At 65.2% G+C, this 15,789-nt stretch carries 15 protein-coding genes; 3 read left to right on the plus strand and 12 right to left on the minus strand.

Annotation, left to right across the window (positions count from 1 at the left end):
* Window positions 1-668: 668 nt before the first annotated feature.
* Window positions 669-1,208: an REP-associated tyrosine transposase gene (locus tag D4Q52_RS14870; RefSeq protein ID WP_119857356.1), complete on the minus strand. Its 540-nt coding sequence runs from the start codon at window positions 1,206-1,208 to the stop codon at window positions 669-671.
* A 239-nt stretch (window positions 1,209-1,447) separates the two neighbouring features.
* On the opposite strand from D4Q52_RS14870, the gene D4Q52_RS14875 reads away from it, so the two are divergent.
* Entirely contained in the window at window positions 1,448-1,720 is a 273-nt protein-coding gene (locus D4Q52_RS14875; RefSeq protein ID WP_119857357.1) for a hypothetical protein, read from the plus strand.
* A 195-nt stretch (window positions 1,721-1,915) separates the two neighbouring features.
* Entirely contained in the window at window positions 1,916-2,623 is a 708-nt protein-coding gene (locus D4Q52_RS14880; protein WP_119857358.1) for a nitroreductase, read from the plus strand.
* Window positions 2,624-2,748: 125 nt separating this feature from the next.
* Here D4Q52_RS14880 and D4Q52_RS14885 read toward each other — a convergent pair whose 3' ends face one another.
* The 4 genes from D4Q52_RS14885 to D4Q52_RS14900 form a co-directional block, all read right to left on the minus strand.
* A complete protein-coding gene (locus D4Q52_RS14885) occupies window positions 2,749-3,489 on the minus strand; it encodes a tetratricopeptide repeat protein (RefSeq protein WP_119857359.1) in 741 nt (246 codons plus the stop codon).
* 53 nt (window positions 3,490-3,542) lie between these two features.
* Entirely contained in the window at window positions 3,543-4,748 is a 1,206-nt protein-coding gene (locus D4Q52_RS14890) for an ABC transporter substrate-binding protein (protein ID WP_119857360.1), read from the minus strand.
* A gap of 239 nt (window positions 4,749-4,987) precedes the next feature.
* Window positions 4,988-6,319: a replication-associated recombination protein A gene (locus D4Q52_RS14895; protein WP_119857361.1), complete on the minus strand. Its 1,332-nt coding sequence runs from the start codon at window positions 6,317-6,319 to the stop codon at window positions 4,988-4,990.
* Between the two features lie 185 nt (window positions 6,320-6,504).
* Window positions 6,505-7,896 carry a DegQ family serine endoprotease gene (locus tag D4Q52_RS14900; protein ID WP_119857362.1) on the minus strand — a complete coding sequence of 464 codons (1,392 nt, stop codon included), beginning with the start codon at window positions 7,894-7,896 and terminating at the stop codon, window positions 6,505-6,507.
* 210 nt (window positions 7,897-8,106) lie between these two features.
* Between D4Q52_RS14900 and D4Q52_RS14905 the strand changes: the two genes are divergently transcribed.
* Window positions 8,107-9,126, plus strand: a complete 1,020-nt coding sequence (locus tag D4Q52_RS14905; RefSeq protein WP_119857363.1) for a zinc-binding alcohol dehydrogenase family protein — start codon at window positions 8,107-8,109, stop codon at window positions 9,124-9,126.
* A gap of 324 nt (window positions 9,127-9,450) precedes the next feature.
* Here D4Q52_RS14905 and D4Q52_RS14910 read toward each other — a convergent pair whose 3' ends face one another.
* From D4Q52_RS14910 to secY, 7 genes are all read right to left on the minus strand, one after another.
* Window positions 9,451-10,245 carry an SDR family NAD(P)-dependent oxidoreductase gene (locus D4Q52_RS14910; RefSeq protein ID WP_119857364.1) on the minus strand — a complete coding sequence of 265 codons (795 nt, stop codon included), beginning with the start codon at window positions 10,243-10,245 and terminating at the stop codon, window positions 9,451-9,453.
* A 264-nt stretch (window positions 10,246-10,509) separates the two neighbouring features.
* Window positions 10,510-10,923, minus strand: a complete 414-nt coding sequence (rplQ, locus tag D4Q52_RS14915; RefSeq protein ID WP_119857365.1) for a 50S ribosomal protein L17 — start codon at window positions 10,921-10,923, stop codon at window positions 10,510-10,512.
* Between the two features lie 123 nt (window positions 10,924-11,046).
* On the minus strand, window positions 11,047-12,066 hold the full coding sequence (locus tag D4Q52_RS14920; RefSeq protein ID WP_119857366.1) for a DNA-directed RNA polymerase subunit alpha: 1,020 nt from the start codon (window positions 12,064-12,066) through the stop codon (window positions 11,047-11,049).
* 134 nt (window positions 12,067-12,200) lie between these two features.
* Complete coding sequence (gene rpsK / locus D4Q52_RS14925) at window positions 12,201-12,590, minus strand: 30S ribosomal protein S11 (protein WP_054162699.1); 390 nt, start codon at window positions 12,588-12,590, stop codon at window positions 12,201-12,203.
* Window positions 12,591-12,720: 130 nt separating this feature from the next.
* Window positions 12,721-13,089, minus strand: coding sequence for a 30S ribosomal protein S13 (gene rpsM / locus D4Q52_RS14930; RefSeq protein WP_119857367.1), 369 nt, complete (start codon window positions 13,087-13,089; stop codon window positions 12,721-12,723).
* A gap of 185 nt (window positions 13,090-13,274) precedes the next feature.
* Entirely contained in the window at window positions 13,275-14,369 is a 1,095-nt protein-coding gene (locus tag D4Q52_RS14935) for an adenylate kinase (RefSeq protein WP_119857368.1), read from the minus strand.
* Window positions 14,366-15,697 carry a preprotein translocase subunit SecY gene (secY, locus tag D4Q52_RS14940; protein ID WP_119857369.1) on the minus strand — a complete coding sequence of 444 codons (1,332 nt, stop codon included), beginning with the start codon at window positions 15,695-15,697 and terminating at the stop codon, window positions 14,366-14,368. The genes D4Q52_RS14935 and secY overlap by 4 nt, the downstream gene beginning before the upstream one ends.
* Window positions 15,698-15,789: the final 92 nt, after the last annotated feature.

The following is a 15,789-nucleotide window of genomic DNA, read 5'->3' on the forward strand; positions in this document are numbered from 1 at the left end:
GCCGCGGACACGCCTTCCGGCGCTCCACCGTGGCGTTCTGTCAGGCTTCGGACCGCGCTTCCGGGTGCAGGGGTTACGCGGGATTTCTCCGCGGTCCGTTGCCCCCGTCCAGCCTCTGTCGCGGCAGCCGCTCATAGTAGCGGCGGACGGTCGCCCTCAGCCTCCCGGAGGTGAGGGCCACGTCCTCCCCCACCCGCAGGCGCCACACCCCGCCCCACTCCCAGACGCCTCTAGAAGCGCCCCTCGTGGACGGGACGGAGATAGGGATATAGGCCTATAGGATTTTTGTCAAGCTCGGCACACGTGAAGCGAAAACTTGGAATGCTGACCGACAAAGAAGATCAAAAGCGAGTCCGGATCATTGTCGAGGCGAGCGAGGCCCCTTCCGCGTTCGCCCCTTTGAAAGGGCGAGCAATCTCTACTCCCTCTTTGTGAAATTTCGCAAGCTTGGCTTCCATACTAGCGAGCTGAGTAGTATCAAACGAAACTCGCAGGGCAGTCCCTGAGAATGGAGCGATTTCTCGTTCACGAACGGCAGTGGAAGCAATTCCATAAGCCGTACGACCGCTCATAATCCAGAAATTTCCACCAGCCGCACGGCGAGGTGCCGCCCCGCATATCGCTGCGCTCATGCGGGCTACGAGGATGCGAGGCTTGGCTTGGCTTTGCTATCGATCGATCGGCTCACCGAAGTCGCCGCTTGTATCGCTGGTGTCTCCGGCCCAGTCAGCGGGCAGGCTGCCATCTCTCACGAAGCGATGAAACGACGAATAGGGCCAATCCCCAACGCGCGCTGTCAGACCGTGCTTGACGGGATTGAAGTGAATGTAATCCACGTGGCGAGCGAAGTCGTTCTCGTCACGGATCGTGTGCTCCCAAAATCGACGTTGCCATAGCGCGAGATCGCCGTTCGCATGCCTTCGCAAAGACAGGCTCTTGCCGATCATGGCGCTGCTGAAATGTCCCTTGATGCGGCGCCATCGGCCGGCGAAATCGTCGTCATCCGGCGGCAGCGTGAAGACAGCGTGGAGATGGTCGGGAAGGACGACGACCGCGTCGAGCACGAACGGCCGCTCGTGGCGCGCAAAGCGGAAGGCGGCGCGGAGATCGGCGATGTGATCGACCAACACGGACGATCGACGATCAGCCAGGGTGACGGTGAAGAAGAATGTGCCTCCTGCTAGGCGATGTCGTCGGTAATGGACCATGCTGCGATCCTCGGCTTTCCCGCATGTCGCTTCGCTCATGCGGGCTACGGATCGTGCCTGGGGTGAGGATTGGCGGCAAGCTCGATCAAGGTAGCCCGGGTGAGCGCAGCGATACCCGGGGACCGCCAGTCGCAACGCTGCTCCCGCATATCGCTTCGCTCATGCGGGCTACGACGCGGCCCCTCGGAACTTCCCTCCCCGCCATCGTTTATCTCAGACACCTCAACGAGAGACGGGACATGATGAAGTTTGTGATGGCGACGGCGTGCGCGGTGATGATGTCGGGGGCGGCGATGGCACAGTCGACGTCGACCAACCAGGGCGAGCAGGTCAACCCGGGTACCAACCCGGCGGTCGGCAAGGACTCAACGTTCGGCATGAACAACACCGGCGATCCGAACACCGGCAAGGGCCTGCGCGGCGGCAAGACCTCCGACACGCACGAATGGCTGCAGAAGAAGGAAGAGCAGAACCTGCGCGACGCCAAGGAGCGGCAGAGCGGGACCAAGTGATCGCGCTCATGATCCCGTAGGGTGGGCAAAGGCGCGTAGCGCCGTGCCCACGCCAGTCACGAGACACGTCGCGCGGCGTGTCCTTGGTGGTGGGCACGCTTCGCTTAGCCCACCCTACGACGCCCACCCACCTTGCACTGCACGGCCGAACCCGCGATGATCGCCCCCAACCAGAAGCTTTGGGGGAAACCAGACATGCAATACGACGACGTTGTTCTCGGCCGGCGCAGCATTCGCGGCTACAAGCCTGATCCGGTGCCGCGTGAGCTGATCGAAGAGATCCTCACGCTGGCGATGCGCGCGCCGTCGTCGATGAACAGCCAGCCGTGGAATTTTCACGTGCTCACCGGCGAGCCGCTCGACCGCATCCGCGCCGGCAACACCGAGCGCAACCTCGCCGGCATTCCGCACAGCCGCGAATTCCGCATCGGCTCGCCGTTCGCCGGCGTGCATCGCGACCGCCAGGTCTACGTCGCCAAGCAGCTGTTCGGCGCGATGGGCATCGCGCGCGACGACAAGGCGATGCGGCAGGACTGGGTGATGCGCGGCTTCCGCCAGTTCGACGCGCCGGTCTGCGTCATCATCACCTACGACCGCGTGCTCGACGGCAGCGACGACACGCCGTTCGACTGCGGCGCGGTGACCAACGCGCTGGTCAACGCCGCGTGGTCGCGCGGGCTCGGCTGCGTCATCAACAGCCAGGGCATCATGCAGTCGCCGGTGGTGCGCGAACACGCCGGGATCCCCGACGACCAGGTGATCATGAAGGCGATCGCGCTCGGCTGGCCGGACGAGAGTTTTCCGGCGAACGCGGTGGTGTCGGAGCGCAAGCCGGTGAGCGAAGCGGCAAGGTTCGTCGGCTTCGACGACGCGCCGGCGGCACGCGAGAAGAAGACGGCGTAGTCCCGTAGCCCGGATGCAGCGAAGCGAAATCCGGGACTGACCCGGTCGCCGCTTCCCCGCATTCCGCTTCGCTGCATGCGGGCTACGGCTCATCAACCCCGATGAACCGCTAAACGATGCCGCGCTTAGTTACATCCGGCGCGATTGCGCAGCAGTGCGATGTCGCCGAGCACGCTGGTGGAGGGTTTGTGCTTCGCCGCCTCCTCGGCGGCGGCGCAGGCCCCTTGCTTGTCGCCGGTGTCGAGGCGGGCGAAGCCGAGGTTGGACCAGGCGTCGGCGAAATCGGGCGTTGCGGCGACCGCCTCTTCCAGGACGGCGCGGGCCTGCTCGGGCCGTTTGCCGAGCAGCAGCGCGCGGCCGTAATCGGCGAGCAGCGGCTTCAAGGGATCCGGCTGCTTGCGGGCGATCTTGAACAGCTCGTCGGCATAGTCGATGTCGCCGAACTTCATCATCGTGACGATGGCGAGGCCGTGGTACACGGCGCTCTGCTCCGGCGCCAACAGCCAAGCCTGATTGAAGCGCAGCGCCGCTTCATTGGCGCTGTTCTTGCCGATCGCGCGCCAGCCGCGCAGGCTGGTCTCCTCGAACGCCTTCTGCCGCGAGCCGGTCGCAGCCACGAGATCCGTGACGAACTTGTCGTCGGCGGCGCGCTGCTCCGGCGTCTTGTCGGTGAAGCCGAAGAACGGCTGCTGATTGGCGGGGCCGGAGAAGGTCTTCCTGGTGACGCTCACGCCCGGCGCGACCTCGACGGTTTCGGCCTGAACCGGCACCGCAACCGACAGCGCGGCGAAGACCGCCGCAAGCATCCCCAGCAGCGAACGGCGCACGGCCGGCTTCACATTCCAGAACAGCCGGCCGTGCCTCATTCGTTCGGTCCTTTCCGTTGCGCGTCGGCAGCAGCCCGCCGGCGCACGCGGGATCAGGTCCCGCGCAACATCTCGCTGACGACGACCCAGTCGGCGCCGTTGAACTCCAGCATATAGCCGTCCTTGATCGGACGGAAATCCGTCGGCGAGGTGTTCAGCGTGATGCCGGGCAAGAGCAGCGACAGCGACACGTTCTGCATGTTGGCCGCTTGCTTCATGATGTTCTCGCGGCTGAGATCATTGCCGCACTGCTTGAGCAGCGCCACCAGCGCTTCGCCGACCGTGTAGCCGTACAGCGTGCCGACATTGTTCGGATCGAGCGCCGGCAGCCGCGCCTTCATGAAGGCGATGTAGGTCTGCATCGCCTTGTCGTCCTTGGGATCGGCCGCATAGGGCTTGAGCGAACCAAGCGACAGCACGCCCTTGCCGGCATCGACGCCGGCCGGGTCCATCACGGTCGCCTTGTTGGCGCAGCCGCTGGCGATGAAGCGCATCGGCTGCCAGCCCACCTCGTGCGCCTTGCGCAGCGCCTGGGCGCAGGCGCGCGGCGTCACGCTGTAGATCATGAACACGTCGGCCTTGGTGGCGGCGAGCGTCAGCACCTGGGAGTCGACGGTCGGATCGGCGACCTCGAAGCTCGACGCCAGCGCGATCGCCTTGTCGGCATCCGGCCCTAACGCCTCTTTCACGCCGCGCATAAAATCCTTGCCGGCATCGTCGTTCTGATACAGCACCGCGAACCGCGCGTTGGGGTTCTTGGCGCGCGCATAGGCGACCTCGATCTTGGCTTCGCTGAGATAGTTCGGCGCCCACGGCAGCGCCATCGACCACGGCATGTTCTGCGGATCGTTCCACTTCGACGCCGAACTGATCAGGAAGATCTGCGGCACCTTGTTGGAGTTGAGATATTTGGCGATCGCCGAGCTCGGCGCGGTGCCCATGGTGGCGGCGATGAAGGCGACGCCCTCGCCTTCGACGAGGCGCCGCGCGGCTTCCATGGTCTTCGGCGGCGAGAAGCCGTCGTCGAGCGAGATCATGGTGATCTTGCGGCCGTTCACACCGCCTTGCTCGTTGACCTGATCGAGATAGGCCGCGATGGTCTTGCCGGTGGTGCTGAGCGCCGAGGCCGGGCCGCTCCACGGCATGGTGTTGCCGATCTTGATCTCGGTGGCGGTGACGCCCGGCGCATTCTGCGCCTGCGCAGCGGTGGCGAGCGCCGCCGCGAAGGCCGCGCCGAGCCAGAACCGAAGATGAGTCATGGTTGTCCTCCCGGTGATTGTTGTTGCGATGCGAAGTCGCTGTTGTTTTTCGGGAAGGATGCGAGCGGTAACTAACCGGGTCTTGTGCCCAGAAGCTGGTCGGGGCGTGGTGCGGTGTCGCTGGTTGCGTACGTAGAGATGTAGGGTGGGTTAGCGCGTAGCGCGTAACCCACCATCAGCGACCGCGGTTGGTGGGTTACGGCGCGCAAGGGCGCGCCTAACCCACCCTACAAGACCAGCTACTTCTCTTTCGCGGCGCGGAGCTTGGCCCAGTAATCGAGCCGCTTCCGGATCTCGCGTTCGAAGCCGCGGTCGGGCGGGTCGTAGAAGGTCTGGCGGCCGAGCGCGTCGGGGAAGTAGTCCTGGCCGGAGAAGCCTTCCGGCGTGTCGTGGTCGTACTGATAGCCGCCGCCATAGCCTTCCGACTTCATCAGCTTGGTCGGCGCGTTGAGGATGTGCTTGGGCGGCAGCAGCGAGCCGGCGCTCTTGGCTGTACTCATTGCGGCCTTGTAGGCGGTGTAGCCGGCGTTGGATTTCGGCGCGGTGGCGAGATAGATCACCGCCTGGGCGATCGCCAGTTCGCCCTCGGGACTGCCGAGGAAATCGTAAGCGTCCTTGGCGGCGTTGCAGATCACCAGCGCCTGCGGGTCGGCGAGGCCGATGTCCTCGACCGCCATCCGCACCACGCGGCGGGCGAGGAACAGCGGGTCTTCGCCGGCGTCGAACATCCGGCACAGATAATACAGCGCTGCGTCCGGATCGGAGCCGCGCACCGATTTGTGCAGCGCGGAGATCAGATTGTAGTGGCCGTCCGCGCCCTTGTCGTAGATCGGGGCGCGGCGCTGCAGGATGTCCTGCAGCTGTGCGGCGTTGAAGATTTCGCCGGCGCGGGCCGACCGCCACACCTCTTCGGCCAGCGTCAGCGAGGCGCGGCCGTCGCCGTCGGCCATGCGTACCAGCACCGCCCGCGCCTCGGCGTCGAGCGGCAGCTTCCTGCCCTCGACCTCCTCGGCATGCGCGAACAGTTTCTCGATCGCCGCGGCGTCGAGCGAACGAAACACCAGCACGCGGGCGCGCGACAACAGCGCCGCGTTGAGTTCGAACGACGGGTTCTCGGTGGTGGCGCCGACCATCACCACAGTGCCGTCTTCCATCACCGGCAGAAACGAGTCCTGCTGCGCCTTGTTGAAGCGATGCACCTCGTCGACGAACAGCAGCGTGCCGGTGCCCATCTGGCGCCGCGCGCGGGCCGCGTCGAAGACTTTCTTGAGATCTGCGACGCCGGAGAACACCGCGGAAATCTGCTCGAAATGCAGCTCGGTGGCGTCGGCCAAGAGCCGCGCGACGGTGGTCTTGCCGGTGCCGGGCGGGCCCCAGAACACCAGTGAGCCGAGCGTGCGCGTCTCCAGCATCCGCGTCAGCGCGCCGTCGGGGCCGACGATGTGCTCCTGACCGACGACCTCGCTCAGCGTGCGCGGCCGCAGCCGATCCGGCAACGGCCGCGGCGCGTCGCGTTCGAGGCCAGCGGCGGCGAACAGGTTCGGTCCCGGCGATGATGACTTGGCGTTCACGGCGTTGCGCCCCGCTTCATCGGGATATTCTCGTCATGGCCGGGCTTGTCCCGGCCATCCACGCCTTTCTTGCCGCAGCCGCTGCAAGGCGTGGATGCCCGGCACAAGGCCGGGCATGACGTGGGGCTAAGTCAGTGCCGGAATTCATCGGCAGAGCTCTCTGCAGGGCGTCGTGTCCCGAAAGACTACCCGCCCAGCGTGACGTTGATTTGCTGGCCGCCGCGGACCAGGGTGATGCGCCAGAGGCGGAACGACTCGTTGGTGATGCTCTGGAGATCGGCGGTCTTGGCGATACGCTTGTTGTTGACCGCCACGATGATGTCGCCCTTCTGGAAGCCGACGCCCGCCGCCGGGGCATCGTCGGCGAGGTCGGTAACGACGACGCCCTCGACGCTGGGATCGAGCCGCAGATCGTCGGCCAGCGCCGGCGAGATGTTGGCGATCTTGGCGCCCTGGAACGGCGAGCGCGCGGTCAGCACGATCTCGTCGCGGCCGGTGTCGGGCGCGACTTCCAGCGAAATGCTGAGCTTGACCGGCTTGCTGCCGCGCTGCACCTCGATCGCCGCCGCGCCGCCGAGCGGCCGCGTGGCGAAGCGATAGTCGAAGGCGTTGGGATCATCGACCGGGAAGCCGTCGATCGACACGATCAGGTCGGATACTTTCAGCCCTGCCCGTTCCGACGGGCTGCCCTTGCTGACGCTGGCGACCAGCGCGCCGCTCGGCCGCTTCAGGCCGAGCGTTTCGGCGATCTCCGGCGTGACCGCCTGCAGCCGCGCGCCGAGCCACGGCCGCTTCACCGCCTTGCCGCCGGTCTTGGCCGAAGCGATCACCACCCGCACCATGTTGGCGGGAATCGCGAAGCCGATGCCCTGCGAGCCGCCGGAGCGCGAGAAAATGGCGGTGTTGATGCCGACCAGCTTGCCGGTCATGTCGACCAGCGCGCCGCCGGAGTTGCCCGGGTTGATCGCCGCATCGGTCTGGATGAAGAACTGATAGTCGGTGATGCCGACCTGGGTGCGGGCCAGCGCCGAGACGATGCCGTGCGTCACGGTCTGGCCGACCCCGAACGGATTGCCGACCGCCAGCACCAGATCGCCGACCAGGAGTTCGTCGGAATTGGCGAGCTCGAGCGTGGCGAACTTCTCCTTGCTGTTCTTGATGCGCAGCACCGCGAGATCAGTGCGGCTGTCCTTCAGCACGATCTCGGCCTCGAACTCGCGCTTGTCCGCCAGCGAGACCTTGACCTGATCGGCCCCCTCGATGACGTGATTGTTGGTGACGACGAGGCCCGAGGCATCGACCATCACGCCGGAGCCGAGCGAGCGCTGGATCTGCTCCGGCTGCGGACCGACGCCGAAGAAGCGGCGGAACACCGGATCTTCCAGCAGCGGGTTGCGGTTCTGCACCACTTTGGCGGCGTAGACGTTGACCACGGCGGGCTGCACCGTCTGCACGATCGGCGCGTAGCTGAGCTTGATCTCGGCCTGCGACGCCGGCAGCCGCCGCTCCTGCGCCGAGGCGGGAAGCGACGCGGCGAGCGACAGCAGGGCGGCCGTGACAATGCGAGCAGCAGACATGAGACAATGTTCCAGATGTTGACGGGCAGCGCGGACACCGCGCGCGCTCGAATCGAGCCGATGAAAGCGGCGGATTGTAGCCTCGTCGCCGCAGCGGCGGGAGGTCGACCATGCGTGTGCCTAGCATACTCCTCCCGCCGCGCCGCTTGCAATTCCGGGCCGGGATGGCACCTACAGGGCAGGATTTGCACAGCACAGGAGTGACGCGCGATGAAGGCCGTGGGCTATACCAAACCGCTTCCGATTGACGATCCCGAGGCCCTGATCGATTTCGACGCGCCGAAGCCGACGCCGAAGCCGCGCGATCTGCTGGTCGCCGTGAAGGCGGTGTCGGTCAATCCGGTCGACACCAAGGTCCGCAAACGCGCCGCGCCGCCGGCCGGCGAGACCAAGATTCTGGGCTACGACGCGGCCGGCGTGGTCGAAGCGGTCGGCAGCGCGGTGACGCTGTTCAAGCCGGGCGACGAGGTGTTCTACGCCGGTTCGATCCTGCGCCAGGGCACCAACGCCGAGTTTCACGCCGTCGACGAGCGCATCGTCGGCCACAAGCCGAAGACGCTGGACTTCGCGCATGCCGCGGCGCTGCCGCTGACCGCGATCACCGCCTGGGAGCTGTTGTTCGACCGGCTCGGCGCGCAGCCCAGCAAGGCGTTCGATCCGCGCACGCTGCTGATCATCGGCGGCGCCGGCGGCGTCGGCTCCATCCTGATCCAGCTGGCGCGCCGCCTCACCGGGCTGTCGATCATCGCCACGGCGTCGCGGCCGGAGACGCAGGCGTGGTGCCGCGAGCTCGGCGCCCATGCGGTGATCGATCATTCAAAGCCGATGAAGGCCCAGGTCGACGCGCTGGGGCTGCCGCCGGTCGTGCTGATCGCCAGCCTGACCAACACCGATACGCACTTCACCCAGCTGATCGACATCCTCGCCCCGCAGGGCAAGATCGGCCTGATCGACGATCCGGTGCAGCCGCTCAACCCGATGCTGCTGAAGCCCAAGTCGGCGTCGCTGCATTGGGAAGCGATGTTCGCCCGCTCGAGCTATGAAACCCCCGACATGATCGCGCAGCACCACCTGCTCGACGAAGTCGCCGGCCTGATCGACGCCGGCGTGCTGCGCACCACGCTGGACCAGACCTACGGCACGATCAACGCCGCCAACCTCAAACGCGCCCACGCGCTGATCGAAAGCGGCAAGGCGAAGGGCAAGATCGTGCTGGAGGGATGGGGTTAGGCGGCTGCGGGAGTTGGCGCAGTGGCTGGGGCGCCCTCACCCCAACCCTCTCCCGCAAGCGGGAGAGGGAGCCGGCCGCCGCTACGGCGGCGTCGAGGATGAACGCTGATGCGGACGAATTAATCGTCTGAATGAGCGACTGCGAAGATCGCGACAAGACCACCTCACCCGCCCCGCTGGCAGCGCGCTCCCTCTCCTGCTTGCGGGAGAGGGTTGGGGTGAGGGCTGCCGCGGATGCTGACTCAGCGATCAGATTTCTTCGTACCAACTTCTGGATTCCGGGTTCGCTCGCTGCGCGAGCGCCCCGGAATGACGACGCGGTTACTACGCGATCGTCGGCAGCAATCCGCCTTCCGCCCGCAGCGCGGCGCCGTTGGTGGCCGAGGATTCTTTCGAGCTGACATAGACCACCATGTTGGCGATCTCCTCGACGGTGGCGAAGCGCTGGATCAGTGAGCCGGGGCGGTGCTGCTTGACGAAGTTGGCGGCGGCCTCTTCCTCCGACTGGCCGTTCTGCCGGGCGAGATCGGCCACGAAGGTCTTGACACCCTCGCTCATCGTCGGGCCCGGCATCACGGAATTGACCGTCACCGCGGTGCCGCGGGTGAGTTCGGCGAGGCCGCGCGAGATCGACAGCTGCGCGGTCTTGGTCATGCCGTAGTGGATCATCTCCTTCGGGATCATCAGCGCGGATTCCGAGGCGATGAAGACGATGCGGCCCCAGTTGCGCGTCAGCATCGCCGGCATATAGGCACGCGACAGCCGCACGCCGCTCATCACATTGACGTCAAAGAAGCGCTGCCAGTCCTCGTCCGGAATGTCGAAGAACGGTTTTGGCTCGAAGATGCCGGTGTTGTTGATCAGGATGTCGACGTCGGGCTGAGCCTTGACCAGCTTGGCGCAGCCCTCGGCGGTGGAGACGTCGGCGGCGACGCCGGTGATGCTGCCGCCCTGCGCGGCCTGCCTCACCGCGGCCACGGCCTCGTCCACCTTGGCCTGCGTCCGCCCGTTGACCACGACATTGGCGCCGGTCGCCGCAAGGCCCTTGGCGATGGCATGGCCGATGCCGGCGGTCGACCCGGTGACGAGCGCGGTCTTGCCGGACAAGTTGATGTGCATGGGGGTGCTCCGTTGAGGTTTGTCGCAATCGAGGGCCTGCAACTCATCGACCAGAACATCGCTCCCGGCACCTCACAAGCGCGTGGGCGTAGCCTCTCCCCGTCATTGCGAGCGAAGCGAAGCAATCCAGAAGCGTCGTGCACTGAGCTGGATTGCTTCGTCGCTTCGCTCGTCGCAATGACGGAAAGGCTGGGCGTCAATGACAAAAAGGCGGCGCCTTGCGGCACCGCCTTTTGAAACCAATCAGCCGTAAAGGCGAGCAGCTTACGCGGCTTCGGCGGAATCCTGCACCGGGCCGGAGTCCTTGCCCTTGGCGTCTTCGTCGCGGTCGACGAATTCGATCACGGCCATCGCGGCGTTGTCGCCGTAGCGGAAGCCGGCCTTGATGATGCGGGTGTAGCCGCCGTTGCGGTCGGCGTAGCGCGGGGCCAGCACGTCGAACAGCTTCTTGACCTGATCCTTGTCGCGCATTTCGGCGATCGCCTGGCGGCGCTTGTCGAGGCCGCCCTTCTTGCCGAGCGTGACCAGCTTCTCGACGATCGGCCGCAGTTCCTTGGCCTTCGGCAGCGTGGTGACGATCTGCTCGTGCTTGATCAGCGCGGCGCACATGTTGGCGAACATCGCCTTGCGATGCTCGGCGGTGCGGTTGAGCTTCCGGTGAACCTTGCCGTGATTCATGACGTGTACTTCCTCGAATGATTCCCGACGGTTCGTCGGAGTTGCTCAGGTGGGCTGCCTGCGTTCGCCCGGGTGATTAGCAAAGCAATTGCCGGGCGCTGACGCCCGGCCATGAAACGTCGATCAGTAATGATCCTCGAAGCGCTTGGCCAGTTCGTCGATGTTCTCGGGCGGCCAGCCCGGCACTTCCATGCCGAGATGCAGGCCCATCTGCGCCAGCACTTCCTTGATCTCGTTCAGCGACTTGCGGCCGAAGTTCGGGGTACGGAGCATTTCGGCTTCCGACTTCTGCACCAGATCGCCGATGTAGACGATGTTGTCGTTCTTCAGGCAGTTGGCCGAACGCACCGACAGCTCGAGTTCGTCCACCTTCTTGAGGAAGGCCGGGTTGAAGGCGAGATCCGGGATGATCTCCTGGGCGACTTCCTTGCGCGGCTCTTCGAAGTTGACGAAGACGTTGAGCTGATCCTGCAGGATGCGGGCGGCGAACGCCACCGCGTCGTCCGGGGTCAGCGCGCCGTTGGTCTCGACCGTCATGGTCAGCTTGTCGTAATCGAGGATCTGGCCCTCGCGGGTGTTCTCGACCTTGTACGACACCTTGCGCACCGGCGAGTACAGGCTGTCGACCGGGATCAGGCCGATCGGCGCGTCTTCCGGACGGTTGCGCTCGGCGGCGACGTAGCCCTTGCCGGTGTTGACGGTGAATTCCATGCGGATCTCGGCGCCCTCGTCGAGGGTGCAGAGCTGCAGGTCGGGGTTCAGCACGACGATGTCGCCGACGGTCTGGATGTCACCGGCGGTGACGGCGCCCGGACCGGACTTCTTCACGACCATCCGCTTCGGGCCTTCGCCCTGCATCTTCAGCGAGATGTCCTTGATGTTCAGCACGATGTCGGTGACGTCTTCACGCACGCCGGCAATCGAGGAGAACTCGTGCAGCACGCCGTCGATGTGGACCGACTGCACCGCCGCGCCCTGCAGCGACGACAGCAGCACGCGCCGCAGCGCGTTGCCCAGCGTCTGGCCGAAGCCGCGCTCGAGCGGCTCGGCGACCAGCGTCGCGAAGCGGGTCGCGTCGCTGCCCTGGGTGACCTGGAGCTTGTTCGGTCGAATGAGTTCTTGCCAATTCTTCTGGATCGTCACTGTGTCACCTTCCTGGCCAGTCCATCGCCGCCGAAAATCAAGGCGCGGTCGCTACTAGCATTGGAAACTGCGGATCAATCCGCGCCAAATATCGAAAACAGTCGCGGGCGGCACATGGCCACCCGCGAGAAATATCAAACCCGGCGGCGCTTGCGCGGCCGGCAGCCGTTGTGCGGGATCGTGGTGACGTCGCGGATCGAGGTCACCGTGAAGCCCGCGGCCTGCAGCGCGCGCAGCGCCGACTCACGGCCCGAGCCGGGCCCAGCCACCTCGACCTCGAGGGTGCGCATGCCGTGCTCCTGGGCCTTCTTGGCGACGTCCTCGGCCGCGACCTGCGCGGCGTACGGGGTCGACTTGCGCGAGCCCTTGAAGCCCATCGTGCCGGCCGACGACCAGGCAATCGCATTGCCCTGCGCGTCGGTGATGGTGATGGTGGTGTTGTTGAACGACGAATTCACATGCGCAATGCCCGAGGCGATGTTCTTGCGCTCGCGGCGGCGAATGCGGCCGGCTTCCTTAGCCATGGTCTACCTTTCTTGAGATCTCAACGCCGCCGTAACGCCAGCGGCTCCACCGAAACGGCGAATGGCGAATAGCGAGTGGCGAATAGAGGAGACCCCCTACTCGCCATTCGCCATTCGCTACTCGCGCAAATTACTTCTTCTTGCCGGCGATCGCCTTCGCCGGACCCTTGCGGGTGCGGGCGTTGGTGTGGGTACGCTGGCCACGCACCGGCAGACCGCGACGATGACGCAGGCCGCGATAGCAGCCCAGGTCCATCAGACGCTTGATGTTCATGCCGGTCTCACGGCGAAGGTCGCCTTCCACGAGGTAATCGCGGTCGATCACTTCGCGGATCTGAAGAACCTCGGCGTCGCTCAGCTGATTGACGCGACGCTCAACCGGGATCTTCACCTTCTCCAGGATCTCGGACGCGTTCTTCTGGCCGATACCATGGATGTACTGAAGCGCGATCAGCACGCGCTTGTTGGTCGGGATATTCACGCCGGCAATACGGGCCACAGACTTCTCTCCTGTCACCGACCGTCGGGCCGGTTGTATCTTGCTATCTCGGGCTGGCGTTCACAAACGCGAACACGACGCCATCCCCTCGGTTACTTTCGGGGCCCGGCATCGTCTGAAACCTATCCGACGGATATCGGGCCTTAATAAAGGATTCTGTTTCGCTTCGTCAACCAAATCCCGGATCAAGATCGCTTCTTCGTGACCGCCTTGGCGACCTTTTTGGCGGACTTGGCAGCCTTCTTGCCTACCTTGGCGACGGCGGACTTGCCCGCTTTGGCCGCCTTGCCGGCGCCCTTGGCGGCCTTTTTACCAACGTTTCGAAGGGCTTTCGCTGCCTTCTTCACGCCAGCCTTAGCGCTGGCCCCGGCGGGAACTTTAACAGCCTTAGTCCTGGCAGCCTTAGCTTTCGGCGCGTTAGCTTTCGGAGCCTTAGCTTTCGGAGCCTTAGCTTTCGGAGCCTTAGCTTTCGGAGCCTTAGCTTTCGGAGCCTTGGCCTTCGCAGCCTTGCCCTTCGCAGCCTTGCCCTTCGCAGCCTTGGCGGCTGCCGGTTTGGTCGAGGCCTTCTTGCTAACTGCCTTCTTGGCCGAAGCTTTTTTTCCTGCAGCGGCCTTCGCGGCCGGCCTGCCGCTCGACTTCTTGGCCGAGCGCTTCCTGGCGGATGCGCTCTTGGCGGCCTTCTTCTGGTCGGCCTCGGCGACCGCGGCGAGGACGCGGCCGATCTCACGGGTGACCTCGTCGATCGGCATCATGCCGTCGACGGTGAGCAGCTTGCGCTTGTCCGAATAGTACTCGACCAGCGGCTCGGTCTGCGCGCGGTAGGCCGACAGGCGCTTGGCCAGCGCTTCGGCGTTGTCGTCGGCGCGCGGCTCCTCGCCCCTCGCCCGCATCTCGGCGACGCGGGTCTCGACCCGCGACAACAGCGCGCCCTCGTTGACCCGCAGTTCGACCACGGCGTCGAGCGACAGCTTCTTATCCTTCAAGAGGGCATCGAGCGCCTCGGCCTGCGGCACGGTGCGCGGGAAACCGTCGAGGATGAAGCCCTTGGCGGCGTCGTCCTGCTCGATGCGGTCGGAGATGATGCCGATCACCACCTCGTCCGGCACCAGGCCGCCGCTGGCCATGATGTCCTTGGCCTTGAGGCCGACCGGCGTGCCGGCCGCTACAGCGGCGCGCAGCATGTCGCCGGTGGAGAGCTGAACGATGCCGTACTGCTCGACCAGACGCGCTGCCTGCGTTCCCTTGCCCGCCCCCGGCGGCCCGAGAAGGATCAGTCTCATTTCTTGCGCCCCCGCAACTTCGACTTCCGGATCAGGCCCTCATACTGGTGCGCCAGCAGATAGCCCTGGACCTGCGCCACAGTATCCATGGTGACGCTGACCACGATCAGGAGCGACGTTCCGCCGAAGTAGAACGGCACCGAAGCGTAGGAGATCAGGACTTCCGGGATCAGACAGACGATCGCCAGATAGATCGCACCGACCACGGTGATGCGCGTCAGCACGTAATCGATATATTCGGCGGTGCGCTCGCCCGGCCGGATGCCCGGAATGAAGCCGCCGTGCTTCTTGAGATTGTCGGCGGTCTCAGTCGGGTTGAACACGATCGCGGTGTAGAAGAACGCGAAGAACACGATCATCGCGATGTAGAAAATCAGGAACAGCGGCCGGCCGTGGCCGAACTGCGTCACGATCCACTGGAACCACTCCGGGCCGGTGCCGGCGTTGAAGCTGGCGATCGTGGTCGGCAGCAGCAGCAGCGACGACGCGAAGATCGGCGGGATCACGCCCGAGGTGTTGAGCTTGAGCGGCAGATGCGAGGACTGGCCCTCGAACATCTTGTTGCCGACCTGGCGCTTCGGATACTGGATCAGCAGCCGGCGCTGCGCTCGCTCCATGAACACGATGAAGGCGATCACCACGATGGCCATCACCAGCACGACCAGGATCAGGCCGGTCGACAGCGCGCCCTGACGGCCGAGCTCGAGCATATTCGCCAGCGCCGAGGGCAGCTCGGCAACGATGCCGGCCAGGATGATCAGCGAGATGCCGTTGCCGATGCCGCGCGAGGTGATCTGCTCACCCAGCCACATCAGGAACATCGTGCCGCCGGTCAGCGTGATGGTGGTCGACAGCAGGAAGAACACGCCCGGTTCCGACACCACGTTGCCGGCGCCCTGCAGGCCGACGGCGATGCCATAGGACTGGAACGTCGCGAGAATGACGGTCAGATAGCGGGTGTACTGATTGAGCGTCTTGCGGCCGCTCTCGCCTTCCTTCTTCAGCGCCTCGAGCTGCGGCGACACCGTGGTCAGCAGCTGCACGATGATCGATGCCGAGATGTACGGCATGATGTTCAGCGCGAAGATCGCCATGCGGTGGATGCCGCCGCCGGCGAACATGTTGAACATGCCGAGGATGCCGCCGGACTGCGAGCGGAACACCTGCTCCCACACGGTGGGATCGATGCCGGGCAGCGGGATGTAGGTGCCGAGGCGATACACCAGCAGCGCACCGAGCGTGAACCAGATCCGCTTCTTCAGCTCTTCGGCTTTACCCAGCGCCGAGAAGTTGAGGTTGGCTGCTAGTTGTTCCGCTGCTGAGACCATGTCCGGCTTTCTCCTGCGCTACTCGTCCCACATGGCCGCCGGATGCGGGCGGCCGAGTCAGCGCCGGGCATCAATTTGGTGCGCAATCGACG

Source organism: Rhodopseudomonas palustris (genome assembly GCF_003591005.1).
GTDB lineage: Bacteria > Pseudomonadota > Alphaproteobacteria > Rhizobiales > Xanthobacteraceae > Rhodopseudomonas > Rhodopseudomonas palustris_K.